The sequence below is a fragment of the Bacteroides sp. CAG:189 genome (assembly GCF_000432295.1).
In the GTDB taxonomy this organism is placed as follows: Bacteria; Bacteroidota; Bacteroidia; order Bacteroidales; family Bacteroidaceae; genus Bacteroides; species Bacteroides salyersiae.
In genome coordinates this window covers 137,375-154,372 of sequence record NZ_HF991056.1, presented here as the reverse complement: position 1 = coordinate 154,372, position 16,998 = coordinate 137,375, and the positions used below count along the sequence as shown (strand labels likewise).

The following is a 16,998-nucleotide window of genomic DNA, read 5'->3' as shown; positions in this document are numbered from 1 at the left end:
ACTTATCATGGAATTCGAAAAAGAATTCGGTATCTCTATTCCTGATGACCAAGCTGAAAAGATTGGTACTGTAGGTGACGCTGTATCTTACATCGAAGAACACGCTAAGTAAATCGGATTTCATCAATATGGAATTAAAAAGAGTTGTAGTAACAGGTCTGGGCGCCATTACTCCCGTTGGCAATAGTGTACCCGAATTTTGGGAAAATCTTGTGAACGGGGTTAGTGGAGCAGGGCCTATTACTCATTTCGACGCTTCGCTATTCAAGACCCAATTTGCATGTGAGGTAAAGAACTTCGATGCAACCAAATATATCGACCGTAAAGAAGCACGCAAAATGGACCGGTACACACAATTAGCTGTTGCCGTAGCCCAAGAAGCAGTATCAGATTCTGGTCTTGATATCGAAAATGAAGATTTGAACAGAATCGGTGTTATTTTCGGTGCAGGTATCGGTGGTATTCGTACGTTCGAAGAAGAAGTAGGCAACTACGCTCTTCATCAGGAAAACGGTCCGAAATTCAATCCGTTCTTCATTCCCAAAATGATCTCGGATATTGCGGCCGGACAGATTTCCATCATGTACGGTTTCCATGGTCCTAATTATGCAACCTGTTCTGCATGTGCCACTTCCACCAATGCCATCGCTGACGCATTCAATCTTATCCGTCTGGGTAAAGCGAATGTAATCGTATCCGGTGGTTCGGAAGCAGCAATTGCTGCCGCCGGTGTAGGAGGTTTCAATGCAATGCACGCTTTATCAACCCGCAATGATTCTCCGGAAACTGCATCACGCCCGTTCAGCGCAAGCCGTGACGGATTCGTCATGGGTGAAGGCGGCGGTTGTCTGATTCTTGAAGAATTGGAGCATGCAAAAGCACGCGGTGCAAAAATTTATGCAGAAGTAGCCGGTGTAGGTATGTCAGCAGATGCGCATCACCTCACAGCCTCACATCCCGAAGGATTGGGAGCCAAGTTAGTGATGCTGAATGCATTGGAAGATGCCGAAATGGATCCGAAAGCAGTTGATTATATCAACGTACACGGAACATCTACTCCCGTAGGTGATATCTCGGAAGCAAAAGCTATTAAAGAAGTTTTCGGTGATCATGCCTTTGAATTGAACATCAGTTCGACAAAATCAATGACAGGTCACTTATTGGGTGCTGCCGGTGCGGTAGAATCTATTGCCAGCATCCTGGCTATCAAAAATGGCATCGTACCTCCGACTATCAATCACGAAGAAGGCGACAATGACGAAAACATTGACTATAACCTTAATTTCACTTTCAACAAAGCACAGAAACGTGAAGTTAATGTTGCCCTGTCCAATACATTCGGATTTGGCGGTCACAATGCTTGTGTAATCTTTAAGAAATACGCAGAGTAATATCGTGTTACGAAACCAAATAGACAAGATAAGGCTCCTGTTCTGTAAGGACAGAGAGTCTTATCTTTGTTTTTATAGGATACTTGGATTCTATCCTCGCAATATCCATCTTTACGAACAGGCACTCCTGCACAAGTCTACTTCCATCCGTTCGGAAAAAGGACGCCCTCTAAACAATGAACGTCTCGAATTCTTGGGCGATGCCATCCTTGATGCCATTGTAGGAGATATCGTTTATAAACACTTCGAAGGGAAGCGGGAAGGGTTCTTAACCAATACCCGGTCTAAGATCGTTCAGCGTGAAACATTGAATAAGTTGGCCGTACAAATCGGGCTCGACAAGCTCATCAAGTACTCTACCCGGTCTTCATCTCACAACAGTTACATGTACGGCAATGCATTTGAGGCATTCATCGGTGCCATTTACCTTGACCAAGGATATGAACGTTGCAAACGCTTTCTTGAAGAGAGAATTATCCGTCCCTATATCGACCTGGATAAATTATCCAAGAAGGAAGTGAACTTCAAATCCAAACTGATCGAATGGAGCCAAAAGAATAAAGTAGAGGTATCTTTTGAACTCATCGAACAATTTTTCGATAAAGAAAGCAATCCGGTATTCCAAACAGAAGTACGCATTGAAGGACTTCCTGCAGGTACAGGCACAGGGTATTCTAAAAAAGAATCACAACAAAACGCAGCTCAAATGGCACTTAAGAAAATTAAGACACCGGATTTTATGGCAAGCATAAACGAAGCCAAAATGCTACATTCTCAAAAGGAAGAGATAACAGAAGCCGTATGCGAACAAACGGAAGAAACAGTGATCCCCGAAAAACTCATGCAAGAGGAGCCTGCCAAAGAACACAAATTGTCCGAAACGACATTCGACGAAAACTAAGTTTATCCGAAGCAAATCCCCATACGACGTCCTTGCACCACCAGATCATGGTCTTCAGTGACCAGCTTTAACTTACCGGCCACTTCATTCAAAGGAAGAGAAGATATTTCGTCCCCTTTCAAAGCAATCATACGGCCGAATTGCCCATCAGCAATCAGTTCGGTAGCATGCCCTCCCATCCGTGTGGACAAATTACGGTCAAACGGTGTAGGTGAACCTCCCCGTTGAATATATCCGAGAACAGTCTCACGGGTTTCAATACCGGTTTCGTATTCTATCTCCTGAGCGATATACTCGGCAGCACGTTTCCGCCCGTCCGTCTGAATACCTTCTGCTACAACCACGATGGAATACGGTTTTCCTTTCCTCAAACGGTTCAGGATCACCTCACCGATATTCTTTATATCATAAGGAATTTCCGGAAGAAGAATTACATCCCCTCCACCAGCCATGCCCGAATACAGAGCAATCCAACCGGCTTTATGTCCCATGACTTCAATGACCATCACACGTTTGTGAGAACTGGCAGTGGAGTGTAGGCGGTCGATGGCATCCGTAGCAATACTCACGGCAGAGTCGAATCCGAAAGAGATATCCGTCCCCCAGATATCATTATCAATCGTTTTAGGGACAGAAACAATATTAAGCCCCATCGCGGCAAGCTTGGCTGCTGTTTTCTGTGTTCCATTACCACCGATGCAAACGACGCAGTCGAGCCCTATTTCCTTGATATTATGCTCTATCAAGGCAGGCTTATTCACATCTTCGGCAACTACCCCTCCTTTTTTAAAAGGTTTCTCACGCGAGGTACCCAAAATAGTGCCACCCAAATTAAGCAAACCGGACAATGACTTATCCGTTATCAGCTCTACATCCTTGGTTAACAGACCTTGAAAACCACTATGGATACCGACGACTTCCATACCATAATAATTTATGATACCGCCGACTTCCATACCATAATAATTTATGGCAGTTTTACACACGCCACGAATGGTAGCATTGATGCCGGGACAATCGCCCCCCGAAGTTAAAATTCCAATTCTCATCGCCGTTTATTGTTCTAAAGTTCGGAACTACTCTACTCTTCTTTAACTTTTAACTATTATTTCCGTGGTAAAGATAGAAAAAAAAGATAAATAAGGTTACTTTTGCACGATTAAACATTATCCCAGTAAGAGAAATGAATATCACAAAGATTATAAGACAAGCGTTCAATTCCCGTTTAAAAGAAATAGACCTCTATGCGAGCCAGGCCGGAGAAATACAGCATCGTGTCATGACACGGCTCGTTAACCAGGCTGCCAATACCGAATGGGGAAAGAAGTATGATTATAAATCGATACGAAATTACGAGGAGTTTAAAAGCCGTATCCCTGTACAAACCTATGATGAGATAAAACCTTACGTAGAACGTCTTCGGGCAGGAGAACAGAATCTACTCTGGCCCTCGGAGATTCGTTGGTTTGCCAAGTCTTCGGGAACCACCAACGATAAGAGTAAATTCCTTCCCGTAAGCAAAGAAGCCCTGCAAGATATTCACTACCGCGGAGGAAAAGATGCGGCGGCTCTCTATTTCCGGATAAATCCGGACAGCCATTTCTTCTCCGGCAAAGGATTGATTTTAGGTGGCAGTCATAGTCCGAACTTAAATTCCAATCACAGCCTTGTAGGCGATTTATCTGCCATTCTTATACAAAACGTAAGTCCCCTTATTAATCTGATACGCGTTCCCAGCAAGAAAATAGCTCTGATGAGCGAATGGGAAACCAAGATAGAAGCAATTGCCAACAGCACGATTCCGGTCAATGTTACCAATTTGTCGGGCGTACCTTCATGGATGTTGGTACTCATTAAACGTATTCTCGAAAAAACAGGCAAACAAACATTAGAGGAGGTATGGCCTAACCTTGAAGTATTTTTCCACGGAGGGGTGGCTTTCAATCCTTATCGTGAACAATACAAACAGGTGATCCAATCGCCCGGAATGCATTATGTGGAAACCTACAATGCTTCTGAGGGTTATTTCGGAACGCAGAACGATCTTTCAGACCCGGCCATGCTGTTGATGATCGATTACGGAATATTCTACGAATTCATGCCATTGGAAGAAGTTGGCAAAGAATTTCCCCATACCTGCTGTCTGGAAGAGGTAGAATTGAACAAGAATTATGCAATGATTATCTCTACTTCCTGCGGGTTATGGAGATACATGATTGGCGATACTGTAAAATTCACAAGTAAAAACCCGTATAAGTTCATTATCACCGGACGCACCAAACACTTCATCAATGCCTTTGGCGAAGAACTGATAGTGGATAATGCAGAGAAGGGACTGATTAAAGCCTGTGCAGCAACCGGTGCACAAGTCAGTGATTATAGTGCAGCACCGGTATTCATGGACGAACATGCCAAATGTCGCCATCAATGGCTGATAGAATTTGCGAAAATGCCTGATTCCATCGAGAATTTTGCTGCGATATTGGACGCTACTCTTAAGGAAGTAAACTCCGATTATGAGGCCAAACGCTGGAAAGATATCGCCTTGCAACCACTTGAGGTGATCGTAGCCCGGAAAGGATTATTCCATGATTGGCTGGCCCAAAAGGGCAAATTGGGCGGACAACACAAGATCCCCCGCCTAAGTAATACAAGAGAGTATATCGAAGAAATGCTGGAATTAAATGAAGAATAATGTGACAATATGCCAATGTGTCAATTTGCCAATTGCTATTCAGCATTCAGCATTTAGTATTTAGTATTCAGCATTTAGTATGATAACAGTACGGGTGGTTGACACATACTGACATATTACAACCACAAAAGCGGTGGAATATCACTATCAAATTCTCCCCATTCACCGCTTTCACCTTTTCGAGCAATCAGCTTGTTCATCGGCATTTGAGGGTGAAGGCTCGTCCCCCCGTTTTTATGCACCGTGCAAAAGTTTCTTACGAACGCTGCATACGGGTCGTATGGATAATGCCCAGTGAAGGTAAGCACGCTGCTTACGATTACTGATGTGCCGTGACAGCGCAGCCAATTGGTACATTGGCACATTGTCACATTGTTATAATACCTCCCCCCAACAGCAAGCCATCTTTATAAAAGGCGGCAGCCTGCCCGGGCGCAACAGCTGTAAGAGGTTCAAGAAGCCGGAGATGTAGCAATCCCTCTGTTGTCAACCGCACCTCGCAATGGTTTGCCTGTTTCCGGTAGCGTATTTTTACGATAATATCGTCATGCCCGAACAAACGGGGTTCGTCGATTATGTTCCAATCTTTCAGCCACATCTCCGTCTTCTCAAGAGCCTGCAATGAGGATAAGACGATTTTATTTTCCGCCGGCCATATTTCTTTCACAAATACAGCACGGTTTAAATCGATACCCAACCCTCTACGCTGTCCGATTGTATAAAACGGATATCCGTCATGCCAGGCAATAAAATCCCCCTTTTCATCGACAAATTTTCCTCTTTCAATGCCGGTTGTCGTAAAGCCGGACTGCAAATTCTTTTTCAAAAAACTACGGTAATCCATCGGGCAAAAGCAGACCCCGATACTGTCTTTTTTAGTGGCGGCTTTTTCAAACCCTCTCGCAGCAGCAAAAGCACGTACTTGCGGTTTCGTCATTTCCCCCATTGGCAGCAACATCCTCCGAAGAATATCCTGTTTCAACCCCCATAAAAAGAAAGACTGATCTTTATCCGAATCGGCAGCAGGTGTGATATAATATTTCTCATCCATCCATATTTTGCGCACATAATGTCCGGTGGAAATATAAAAAACACCCATTTCATCGGCCAACATTGCCAACAATGGCCATTTCAGATAATTATTGCAAAGCGTGCAGGGCACGGGAGTATGACCTGCTAAATATTCATCGATAAAATAAGTGACAATACGTTCATGAAATATCTTACGGGCATCGTAAGTTATATGCCTGATACCAAGCCGTGACGCCAATATACGGGCATCTTCCAAATACTCCGTAGAATCATTCAGCTCAAAAAAACGGAAAGTCACTCCTACCACCTCATAGCCGGCGTCCTGCAACAACATGGCAGCAACCGAACTATCGGTCCCGCCACTCATTCCCAACAATACACGTTTCTTTTGCTCCATCATGCCGCAAATTTAAACAAAATCCCGTATCTTTACCTTTTCAAACTAAATAGAATGAAAGAAACAACGCCACATAGCCAACTTGTCATCGTCCTTTCTGAACATCCGGTACTGGGCATGCTGCTCATACCGTATATCGCAGAAAGAACTACAAAGGAAGAACTTTGTCTGATGGAACAAGCTTTCCATCTTTCTCCAAAAGCTGTGGCACAATTGAGCGAAACAGAACAAAAGGCCATTGAAATCGCGTCACACTACACCGAGAAATATTTGATGACGGTCTATTCCAAAGACAAGACGATTCCCAAGTTCCTCCGTAAACTATCCGAAGATCCGGCAAAGTTGAAAAATATCCGCCTGTTCATCGAGAAAAAACTGATAGAAATGATGGAATTGATCCGTACTCATGCCCTGCTTTTATATCAGAAACAAACAGGCAGCAAATTACTCTACTCACATCACGCCTATCATGTACATAGCAAGGACACAGAAGTTCACTTCTCATTTGAAGTGAACGAGCAATCATTCAGCTATCAACTGCAATGTTATAATGAAGGTAAAATCATTCCTCTTATGGAACTAAAACCAGTAATTGTCCTGACCGCCAATCCGGCAATCTTGTTATTGGGCATGGAAGTATACATTTTCCGGCACATAGAGGCAACACGGTTGCTCCCATTTACAAAAAAAACAAAGATTCGCGTAGACGCTTCACTCACCGAAAAATATATCGACAACATTCTCATTCCTATTGCCAGTTATCACACTATCAGCGCGAAAGGATTGGATATCCGCAAGGAAGAGAGACCTTGTGACTGTCTGCTATACGTAGAGGAAACAATCTATTCCACTCCACTTTTAAGATTGAATTTCCGCTATGGGACTGAACTGTTCACACCGCAACCCACCGAAGAAATAAAGAAATTCTTCTCACGGGAAGTTATAGAGGGTAAAAACATCATATACTATTTTCAACGTAACACCGATGTGGAAGAAGAAGCCATACAAATCCTCCAAAACACCGGACTGGAACGTATTAATGATTCTCACTTCAAACTATCGGAGAAAGCACCGGAGAAGAGCATAACCGAATGGATCACCGTACATCGGGCTATGCTACAAAGTTCGTTTATATTGACCAGCGACTTACAAGACACACCGTACTGCCTGGAGGAAATTCACATCGAACAAAGCTATGATGACGGACCGGACTGGTTCGAACTACACATAACGGTGGTCATTGGTAATTTACGAATACCTTTCAGCCGTTTCCGTAAACACATTTTGGAAGAAAAGCATGAATATGCCCTCCCCGACGGACGGATAATTCTACTACCTGAAGAGTGGTTCAGTAAATACGCCAATCTGATGGAAATAGGCATGACACGAGGAAAGAATATCTACGTAAAACGTCCGTTTATGGGCATCGTAGAATCTATCATGGAAAATAATAATCCTAAGGAATTCATTCCTCCCCAATTTCAACAAAAATATCCCGTACCTATAGAAATAAAGGCCCAATTACGCCCGTACCAACAAAAAGGTTACGCCTGGATGATGAATCTTTACGAACAAGGTTTCGGAGGATGTCTTGCCGATGACATGGGATTGGGAAAAACGTTGCAGACACTCACTTTACTACAAAAGATTTACAGCCGCAATCATGATGATAACGACACGGAAAGAGAAAAGACCGAACTCCCGAAAAACAAGAGTGGAATATCGGTGGAATACGAACGGAATCCCATATTAAAAAGCGAGCCGGTCCGTATCGATGAAATGGGGCAATTTGAACTTTTCGGAGATCTGACGAAGGAAAACACATTGAATAAATGTGAAGTTTCCCAACGTACCGCCGAAACTACTCGCAAACCGAGTACACTGATTGTAGTTCCCACCTCACTGTTACATAATTGGAAACGAGAAGCAGCCCGCTTCACCACTCTGTCTATGGCGGAATACAATAGTAATAGCCATTACAAGGAAGGACATCCGGAGCAATTTTTCAATCGTTTTCATCTGATATTCATCTCTTACGGTACCATGCGGAATAAACTCGATGTCCTCCGGCAATACTGTTTCGAGTACATCGTACTGGACGAAAGCCAGAATATCAAGAATAGTGATTCACTAACTTTCCGTTCCGCCATCCAATTGCGCAGCCGCCATCGTCTCGTGCTGACAGGTACTCCTATTGAAAATTCCCTGAAAGATCTTTGGGCACAATTCCACTTCCTGCAACCGGATCTTTTGGGAAATGAAAGTGCATTTACCAAGCAATTCATTAATCCCATCAAGCAAGGGAACAGCCGTATGGAATTACGCCTGCGCCAGCTTATCACTCCCTTTATCCTGCGTAGAAGTAAAAGTGAAGTCGCACCGGAACTGCCACCCCTTACAGAAGAAATTATCTACTGTGACATGCCGGAATCACAAGATGAAATATACCTGCAAGAGAAAAACAGTCTTCGCAATACCCTGTTGCAACTCAGTCCGAATAAAAAACAGCACCAGCAGTTCACGGTACTCAATGGCATTTCCCGATTGCGCCAATTAGCATGTCATCCGCGAATGATATTCTCCGATTATGAAGGAAGTTCGGGAAAACTGGAACAGATCATCGACACTTACAGAACCCTCCGTAGCGAAGGACACAAAGTTCTGATATTCTCCTCCTTCGTCAAACATCTGGAGCTGATAGCTGCGGAATTTCATAAATACGGCTGGCAATATGCCCTACTTACCGGTGCTTCCACCAACCGTCCGGAAGAGATCGCCCGATTCTCACAAACAGAAGAAATACAAGCTTTCCTCATCTCCCTCAAGGCCGGAGGGGTAGGTCTCAACCTGACACAAGCAGATTATGTATTCATCGTAGACCCATGGTGGAATCCCGCCGCCGAAGCACAGGCCATAGCCCGCGCACACCGCATCGGACAAAACAAGCAGGTCATTGCCTATCGTTTCATTACGAAAGACAGTATTGAAGAAAAAATCATCCGGCTACAAGAAGACAAACGGTTGTTGGCCGAAACATTCATCACCGATAGCGAATCGATTCCGACATTGACCGACCAAGAGTGGATCGGTCTGTTAGAATAAGCTAACCTTGTATTTTTTAGTATGATAGATAGACAAACTGTTTTATCTTGTGTAATATCTGACTTAATCAAAAAACAGGTAACCGCCTTATTTAGAGTTTATATTATATTCGCCCCATCAGAATAATATTAACTTTAATCATTCTTGTATTATGAGAAATGTATATTACACTATTCTTGTAGTTGCATGCCTGATAGGTAATTTAACCGCCAAGGCGTCAACAAGGGCGGAGAACAGCTCCGGGTTTACAGACATCAAACTTGATTTGATGAAGGGAAATTTCCTCACTTCCGATGAAATTGCAAACAAAAATCAAGTCACATTTGGCATAGCGATTGCAGAAGACGGTACTCAAACCCGCGTATCAGCAGACGATGCATCTGCCAATATCGTACTAAAAGACTTTAAATACCACAGTGACGAGCATGGTCTCAATCCGGGTACAGCCATTGTAAAAGTACAAGGAGCCGTAAGAATCTCTATTGGAACATGTGCCTGGGGTGGTGATGTGACCATTACAAATGCCGATGGAACAACCGTGGCAAGTATGAATACCAATAATGGAAAATGCTACCACAATGATCAGACTTGTGCTGAAGCATACTACAATGGAGCAGCAACTACGCTTTCCATAAAAGGAGGCAACTATGTGCCCTATATAGCAATTGAAACAGCCAACGATGTTCCTGCAAATTCCAAAATCACCTTTTCTTTAGGTGAATATACCAATGCCGGCACAGCTCCTTCAGAAACTGAAGTGCAGACAGGTGCTACCTACACACTTCCCTTGAACAGAACTTTATATGTGGAAGGTAAAACATTGACAGCTTGGACCGATGGTAACAATAGCTACCAACCGGGTGAAGAAATAACAGTTACCGAAGACTTAGCTTTAACAGCCGTTTTTACTGACAACACCGTATCTCTAAATGATCGGGAAGACGAAGTGACGGTTAGCTGGGATTTTCAACGTAAGAATGGTGCCCCTACTTTAGCCTACGAAAAAGTAACCGGTATCTATGTAGCCCAAACTACCGTTAACGGCCAAGTTATTGATGTAAAAATAGATCTGGATACTACTTCCGGAAAAATAGCCAATGCCGGTTGGACAGACTGGGCACAAATGAATCCAGGTACTATCCTTACTATTCCTGCTGCCAAAAACTGTACAATTTCTTTGGAATCATACAGCGCAACGACCACTACCACTATTGCCGGCGATACCAACTATCAACTATCCGGAAACGTAGCAACCTATGTTTATGGAGGCGATGCTGAAAACATTGATATTGTTATAGGTGATGGTTCTTACTTCAGATACTTCACAGTAGTTTATCCCAAAGTAGAAAGCAATATCCAAGAACGTCCCGTTTATGTGACGGATTTCACTGACTGGCAAAGTTTGTCTTCCAGCAGCGCACCGGCCACTGTTGATCAAACCACTAATTTCAGTAATGAAACTCTCACTTTTACATTTGATGGAGTAACCGTTTCTCCTAATGGAACCAATAGTAAATTCCCTGCTGATGCAATGGGATATGCCATGGCAGAAAAAAATATGGCAGGTACGATCGTTACTTCAAAGCTGAGTAACATCACCCGAGTACGTTTCCGCCATGCTGCCACGGGAAGCAAGCGTGGTTATAAACTGGAAAAGAAAAATGCCACAGATGCTGATTGGGTAGTATTATCCGATGCCGTTGCCGATCCGGCAGGCGGAGCATGGGTGGAATGTGCCGTTAATGAAAACGATGTACAGTTACGTTGGACCAATCTGGCACCTGCTCAAAATGCCTATATGCTCGACCTTGAAATTTATTCCAACGTTGAAATCACCGTACCGCAAGTCACATTGGCAACAAACGTATCGCCCGCAGAAGCCGGAAGTATATCCGTTTCCCCTGTCAGCAGCCAATACGATGAGGGTTCCGAAGTGACGCTGACTGCTAACAAGAATTTCGGCTATAAATTTGCGAAATGGGTGGATGCAGCCAATCAGACGCTCTCCACCGATGCAAGCTACAAACAAATATTAAACGAAAGCATGGTGATCACGGCCGTGTTTGAACAGATAGCGACCTATTCACTCAAAACCAGCGTAGAAGGTGGAGCAAACAGTTATATGATAACCGCTACTCCCGATGCTACCTTAGTAAATGGCGAGAAAATGTATGAAGGAGGAACTCTTGTCACTCTTACGGCAACAGAAAATCCTATTCTGAAATTTACTAACTGGAAAAGCGGAGAAACGACCAATGAACTATCCGTAACCATGGACGATAATAAAGAGTACGTTGCCGTATACAGTGCTTCTGACTATATCGTAGGGTGGGATTTCATCCTAAAAGGCAACAACAGCCGTCCCGCAGACTTCATCTCCACAAGTGAAAATGAAGCAACCGCACTGATTCTTCGCAAAGAAGACGGAACCACTCAAAGCTGGCTGGATAAATCAAAAGAGTCAGGAGGCTACGAGGGTGAACCCGCTGCCGTAAACTGGAAAAACATCTCTGAGAAATATTACTACGAGACCAAAGTAAATGCAGCCGATTTCATCGACATCAAAGTTACTTCCAAAATGCTGTATAATTACAATGCATATTCCGTGCAAAAATTAGAATATTCTTTGGATGGAACCAATTATAAGGAAGCCGCCCGCATCACCCTGACAGGTGCAAAAGCGTGGACACCGTTGGAAGCTACGTTACCCGCAGAATGTAACAATGCAGAGTCACTGCATCTCCGTTGGATTCCTGATTACAGCTCTGATATTGTAGGTACAGCATCCGACAATGACGGTACGGCTATCGGTGCAATTTACATCACCGGAACAGAAAACGGGATTCCTCCGGCAGATCCACCCAAATTGTTATCCAGCATCCCGGTAAACAACGCCGAAGAGATTTCGGCTACAGGACGTATCGTATTGACCTTTGACAGCAAAGTAAAAATGGCAGACGGCGCCGTAGCGACTTTGGGAAATAAAACACTGACTCCGACCGTATCAGGCAAGACAATCACTTTCTCCTATATGGGCTTGGACTACAACACTACTTATACATTCACATTGCCAGCCAATAGTGTATCCAATTTATTCGATAATGAGGTAAAAGAGGATATCACCATCCGGTTTACCACCATTGCCCCTCCGGCAGTGACTCCGGGCATGTATGATGCCATCGTCAGCAATGCCGACGAATTGCTTGAAGCCTTGGCACAAGGTAACGCTGCTTCTACTTCCGGTGCACGTTTCCGCATTTTCCTGCATGACGGGGTTTACGACTTGGGAAGCAAATGCCTGACGGACGTAAAATCGAACATATCACTGATTGGTGAAAGCATGGAAAACACAATGATCGTAAACAAGGCCCCTGCAGAAGGAATCTCTATCAGCGCTACCCTACAGCCAACAGGAGAAAACATATACATGCAGGATATCACCTTGAAAAATGATTATGACTACATAGGAACTACCGGACGTGCAGTATGTCTGCAAGATAAAGGAAACAAAAACGTATACAAGAACGTGCGTATGCTAAGTTATCAGGATACTTACTATTCTAACAACAACCGTATGCGTTCATACTTCGAAGACTCTGAAATTCATGGTACCGTAGACTTCATCTGCGGTGGCGGCGATGTCTTCTTCAACCGTACGTTACTCTATCTGGAAAATCGTTCTGGAAACTGTATTACAGCACCCGCCGGTGATACCGATTGGGGATATGTATTCAATGATTGTATCATCGACGGATACGATGCAAACAAAGGTACATATGCATTAGGACGCCCTTGGCAAGGTGCTCCGATGAGTGTATGGATTAATACGACGATGAAGGTTATTCCAAAAGCAGAAGGATGGAGTGATATGAGCGAAACGATTATTCCGAAATTATTTGCGGAATACAACAGCCACACAGAAAGTGGTATGGCAGTAGATTGCAGTGCCCGTAAAACGAAATACACCGGTGGAACCATCCCGTACAGCCCTGTACTTTCAGCAGAAGAAGCCGCCCGCTTTACCCTTGAAAACGTATTGGGTGGCAGCGATTCCTGGCAACCGGCTTTATTGACCGAACAGGCTGCGGCTCCGATTCTGACAGTCAACGGTTCTACTCTTACTTGGAATGCCAGCGACTACGTATTCTGTTACGCTATCTGCAAAAACGGAAAAGTAATAGACTTCACAAACGAAACTACCTATACGATTCCGGCAAATGCAACCGACGAAGATGTATTCACTGTACGTGCAGCCAACCAGATGGGTGGACTCGGACAAGCATCCAACGGAAGTAACGCTACCGGCATCGATCAAAGTACCGTAAACAAAGAAGTGGTAGAACGTCAATACTACAATGTAAACGGTATTCGTATCAATAATACAGAAAAAGGTCTGAACATCATCCGTACCATCTATAGCGACGGTACCATTGATACAGTAAAAGAATTCGTAAAATAAAGTAAGAAAAGGTTTCCCGACATACTTTGCCGGGAAACTATTCTCTATTACTGAATGCCGGCTGCATCCCTTTCATATGCAGCCGGCATTTTATTTGCAAGTAGCTGTTAATTGAAAGAAAACACCCTACCAAAAACAGAAAATATTATCTTTGCGCTCTCATAAATCAAACACTGAACAAAAAATGAATTACAAGCTCCTCGTTCTCGATCTGGACGGCACTCTGACCAACACAAAGAAAGAGATAACACCCCGTAACAGAGAGATACTGATACAGGCACAACAACAGGGCACACGACTGGTATTGGCTTCCGGCAGGCCCACTTATGGCATCGTCCCCTTGGCAAACCAATTACAAATGAATCAGTTCGAAGGATACATCCTCTCCTATAACGGCGGAGAAATCATCGATTGGAAAACTCACGAAATACTCTATTCAAACGTATTGCCCGATACCGCCATTCCTCAATTATACGAATGTGCCAAACGGAACGGCCTTGCCATCCTTACTTACGACAAAGAATACATCATCACCGAGAATCCGGAAGATGAATACGTAAAGAAAGAAGCCTTTCTGAACAAAATGCAAATCCGGGAAACAAACGATTTCCTAGCCGACATCCGCCTGCCTTTGCCCAAATGCCTGATAGTAGGAGAACCGGATAAACTGATAGCAGTGGAATCAGAATTGTCCCTTCTGATGCAAGGCACAATCAGCGTTTACCGTTCAGAACCTTATTTCCTGGAATTAGTGCCGCCGGGTATCGATAAAGCCCGGTCACTTGCCGTATTATTGGAGAAGCTGAACATGAAAAAAGAAGAAATGGTAGCTATCGGCGACGGTTATAACGACTTGAGCATGATTAAATTCGCCGGATTAGGAGTAGCCATGGGCAATGCTCAAGAACCGGTAAAGAAAGCTGCCGATTATATCACTCTCTCCAACGATGAAGACGGCGTAGCCGTTGTTGTAGAAAGATTCTTTTCAGCATCAAAATAAGAAATATCAATTATTTATTCTAACTTTGTGGTTTCAAACAGAATAAATATCAAACGTTATGGAACATCAACTGACTATTTACAACACTTTAGATAGGAAAAAGGAATTGTTTGTGCCTTTACATGCACCCCATGTAGGTATGTACGTTTGCGGACCTACCGTGTATGGTGACGCCCATCTGGGGCATGCACGTCCGGCCATCACATTCGATGTACTCTTCCGTTATCTCACCCATTCAGGATATAAAGTGCGCTACGTGCGCAATATCACCGACGTAGGTCATCTGGAACACGATGCCGATGACGGTGAAGACAAAATCGCCAAAAAGGCACGCTTGGAAGAACTGGAACCAATGGAAGTGGTACAGTATTACTTGAACCGTTACCATAAAGCGATGGATGCATTAAATGTACTTCCACCAAGTATCGAGCCGCATGCATCCGGACACATCATCGAACAAATCGAACTGGTAAGTAAAATTCTGGAAGCCGGTTATGCTTATGAAAGCGAAGGTTCCGTCTATTTCGACGTAGCCAAATACAATAAGGACTATCATTATGGCAAACTCTCCGGCCGCAATCTGGACGACGTGCTGAATACCACCCGTGACTTGGACGGCCAGAACGAGAAACGTAATCCTGCCGACTTTGCCCTATGGAAGAAAGCACAGCCGGAACATATCATGCGTTGGCCCTCACCGTGGGGAGATGGTTTCCCCGGATGGCACGCTGAATGTACAGCGATGGGACGGAAATATTTAGGAGAACACTTCGATATTCACGGAGGAGGTATGGACCTGATATTCCCGCATCACGAATGCGAGATCGCTCAATCGGTGGCCTCTCAAGGCGATGACATGGTGCATTACTGGATGCACAATAACATGATTACGATTAACGGTACCAAGATGGGCAAATCGCTCGGCAACTTCATCACATTGGATGAATTCTTTAGCGGAACCCACAAGTTACTGACGCAGGCATATACCCCGATGACTATTCGCTTTTTCATTCTGCAGGCACATTATCGCAGCACGGTAGATTTCAGCAATGAAGCTCTGCAAGCATCTGAAAAAGGGCTGCAACGTCTGATGGAAGCCGTAGATAACTTGGAGAAAATCACCCCGGCAGCCACTTCTACAGTCAGCGTAAAAGAAATCCGTACGAAGTGCTATGAAGCCATGAACGATGACATGAATACGCCCATCGTTATAGCCAATCTGTTCGAAGGCGCCAAAATGATTAACAATATCATTGCCGGAAACGATACAATCTCCGCTGAAGACTTGAAAGATTTAAAAGAGACATTCCATCTGTTCAGTTTTGAAATTCTCGGTTTGAAAGAAGAGAAAGGCTCTTCAGATGGCCGTGAAGCGGCTTATGGAAAAGTAGTCGATATGTTGCTTGAACAACGTGTGAAAGCGAAAGCAAACAAAGACTGGGCGACTTCCGACTTCATCCGTAACGAACTGACCGCACTGGGATTCGAGATCAAAGATACCAAAGACGGCTTTGAATGGAAGCTAAACAAATAAAGAGGAAACCCTGTCTATAACAATAAAATGCCGGATCAAAACAAGTCGATCCGGCATTTTTTCTTTACCTATATTCACTAATACCCCAATTTATTCATAAGAAATCATATTTGACAATATACGTTCCCTATACCAAGGATCATCTATCTCTTTCAGCATTCCCCCCATTTCCGAACAAAGTTGTTTCACCACCTCTTTATTCTCCTCCAATGAAAGGTTATTCATCTGATAAGGGTCTTTTTCATCATCAAACAACAGACTCTTTTTCAATTGCTTCGTATTGCGATCGATATAAAGCGCCATTGTATAACGATGCGTCTTGATTCCCCTTGATGAAGGAAAATAAGATGTCACTAACCCGTTTTCATCTTTCTCTCCATCCAGATTCTGAATGTATAAGGCACCTGTCGGACGTACGATATCAGCTTTTTCATCGAAGAAAAGCGGAGCAAAATTGCGTCCCTGTACTTCAGCAGGAGTAGAATCT

Annotated in this window: 11 protein-coding genes and 1 pseudogene; 8 read left to right on the top strand and 4 right to left on the bottom strand. The window is 43.9% G+C overall.

What is annotated here, in order from left to right:
* The 3 genes from QVP90_RS08345 to rnc form a co-directional block, all read left to right on the top strand.
* Positions 1–112 (top strand): acyl carrier protein (locus QVP90_RS08345; protein ID WP_288204108.1); only part of this gene is annotated, 112 nt, incomplete at its 5' end.
* A gap of 16 nt (positions 113–128) precedes the next feature.
* A complete protein-coding gene (gene fabF / locus QVP90_RS08340) occupies positions 129–1,391 on the top strand; it encodes a beta-ketoacyl-ACP synthase II (protein WP_005927537.1) in 1,263 nt (420 codons plus the stop codon).
* A gap of 4 nt (positions 1,392–1,395) precedes the next feature.
* Complete coding sequence (gene rnc / locus QVP90_RS08335; RefSeq protein ID WP_021936157.1) at positions 1,396–2,292, top strand: ribonuclease III; 897 nt, start codon at positions 1,396–1,398, stop codon at positions 2,290–2,292.
* A gap of 2 nt (positions 2,293–2,294) precedes the next feature.
* Here the strand turns inward: rnc and QVP90_RS08330 are convergent, their stop codons facing one another.
* Entirely contained in the window at positions 2,295–3,341 is a 1,047-nt protein-coding gene (locus tag QVP90_RS08330) for an ATP-dependent 6-phosphofructokinase (protein ID WP_021936156.1), read from the bottom strand.
* A gap of 134 nt (positions 3,342–3,475) precedes the next feature.
* Between QVP90_RS08330 and QVP90_RS08325 the strand changes: the two genes are divergently transcribed.
* A complete protein-coding gene (locus tag QVP90_RS08325) occupies positions 3,476–4,987 on the top strand; it encodes a GH3 auxin-responsive promoter family protein (RefSeq protein ID WP_007479366.1) in 1,512 nt (503 codons plus the stop codon).
* Between the two features lie 116 nt (positions 4,988–5,103).
* Here the strand turns inward: QVP90_RS08325 and QVP90_RS08320 are convergent, their stop codons facing one another.
* Together QVP90_RS08320 and mnmA are read right to left on the bottom strand one after the other, a co-directional pair.
* Positions 5,104–5,352: a hypothetical protein gene (locus tag QVP90_RS08320; protein ID WP_264380834.1), complete on the bottom strand. Its 249-nt coding sequence runs from the start codon at positions 5,350–5,352 to the stop codon at positions 5,104–5,106.
* A 2-nt stretch (positions 5,353–5,354) separates the two neighbouring features.
* Positions 5,355–6,416, bottom strand: coding sequence for a tRNA 2-thiouridine(34) synthase MnmA (mnmA, locus tag QVP90_RS08315; protein ID WP_021936155.1), 1,062 nt, complete (start codon positions 6,414–6,416; stop codon positions 5,355–5,357).
* Between the two features lie 54 nt (positions 6,417–6,470).
* Here mnmA and QVP90_RS08310 point away from each other — a divergent pair, with 54 nt between their 5' ends.
* The 4 genes from QVP90_RS08310 to cysS all read left to right on the top strand — a co-directional run bounded on the left by QVP90_RS08310 (position 6,471) and on the right by cysS (position 16,511).
* Positions 6,471–9,518, top strand: coding sequence for a DEAD/DEAH box helicase (locus tag QVP90_RS08310; RefSeq protein ID WP_021936154.1), 3,048 nt, complete (start codon positions 6,471–6,473; stop codon positions 9,516–9,518).
* Positions 9,519–9,669: 151 nt separating this feature from the next.
* Positions 9,670–13,977 (top strand): pectinesterase family protein, encoded by a 4,308-nt coding sequence (locus QVP90_RS08305; RefSeq protein ID WP_021936153.1) that lies wholly within the window; start codon positions 9,670–9,672, stop codon positions 13,975–13,977.
* A 184-nt stretch (positions 13,978–14,161) separates the two neighbouring features.
* Complete coding sequence (locus QVP90_RS08300) at positions 14,162–14,977, top strand: Cof-type HAD-IIB family hydrolase (RefSeq protein ID WP_005927555.1); 816 nt, start codon at positions 14,162–14,164, stop codon at positions 14,975–14,977.
* A 58-nt stretch (positions 14,978–15,035) separates the two neighbouring features.
* On the top strand, positions 15,036–16,511 hold the full coding sequence (gene cysS / locus QVP90_RS08295; protein ID WP_005927558.1) for a cysteine--tRNA ligase: 1,476 nt from the start codon (positions 15,036–15,038) through the stop codon (positions 16,509–16,511).
* Between the two features lie 90 nt (positions 16,512–16,601).
* Here the strand turns inward: cysS and QVP90_RS08290 are convergent.
* Positions 16,602–16,998, bottom strand: a pseudogene (locus QVP90_RS08290) (sulfatase family protein); the annotation flags it as partial.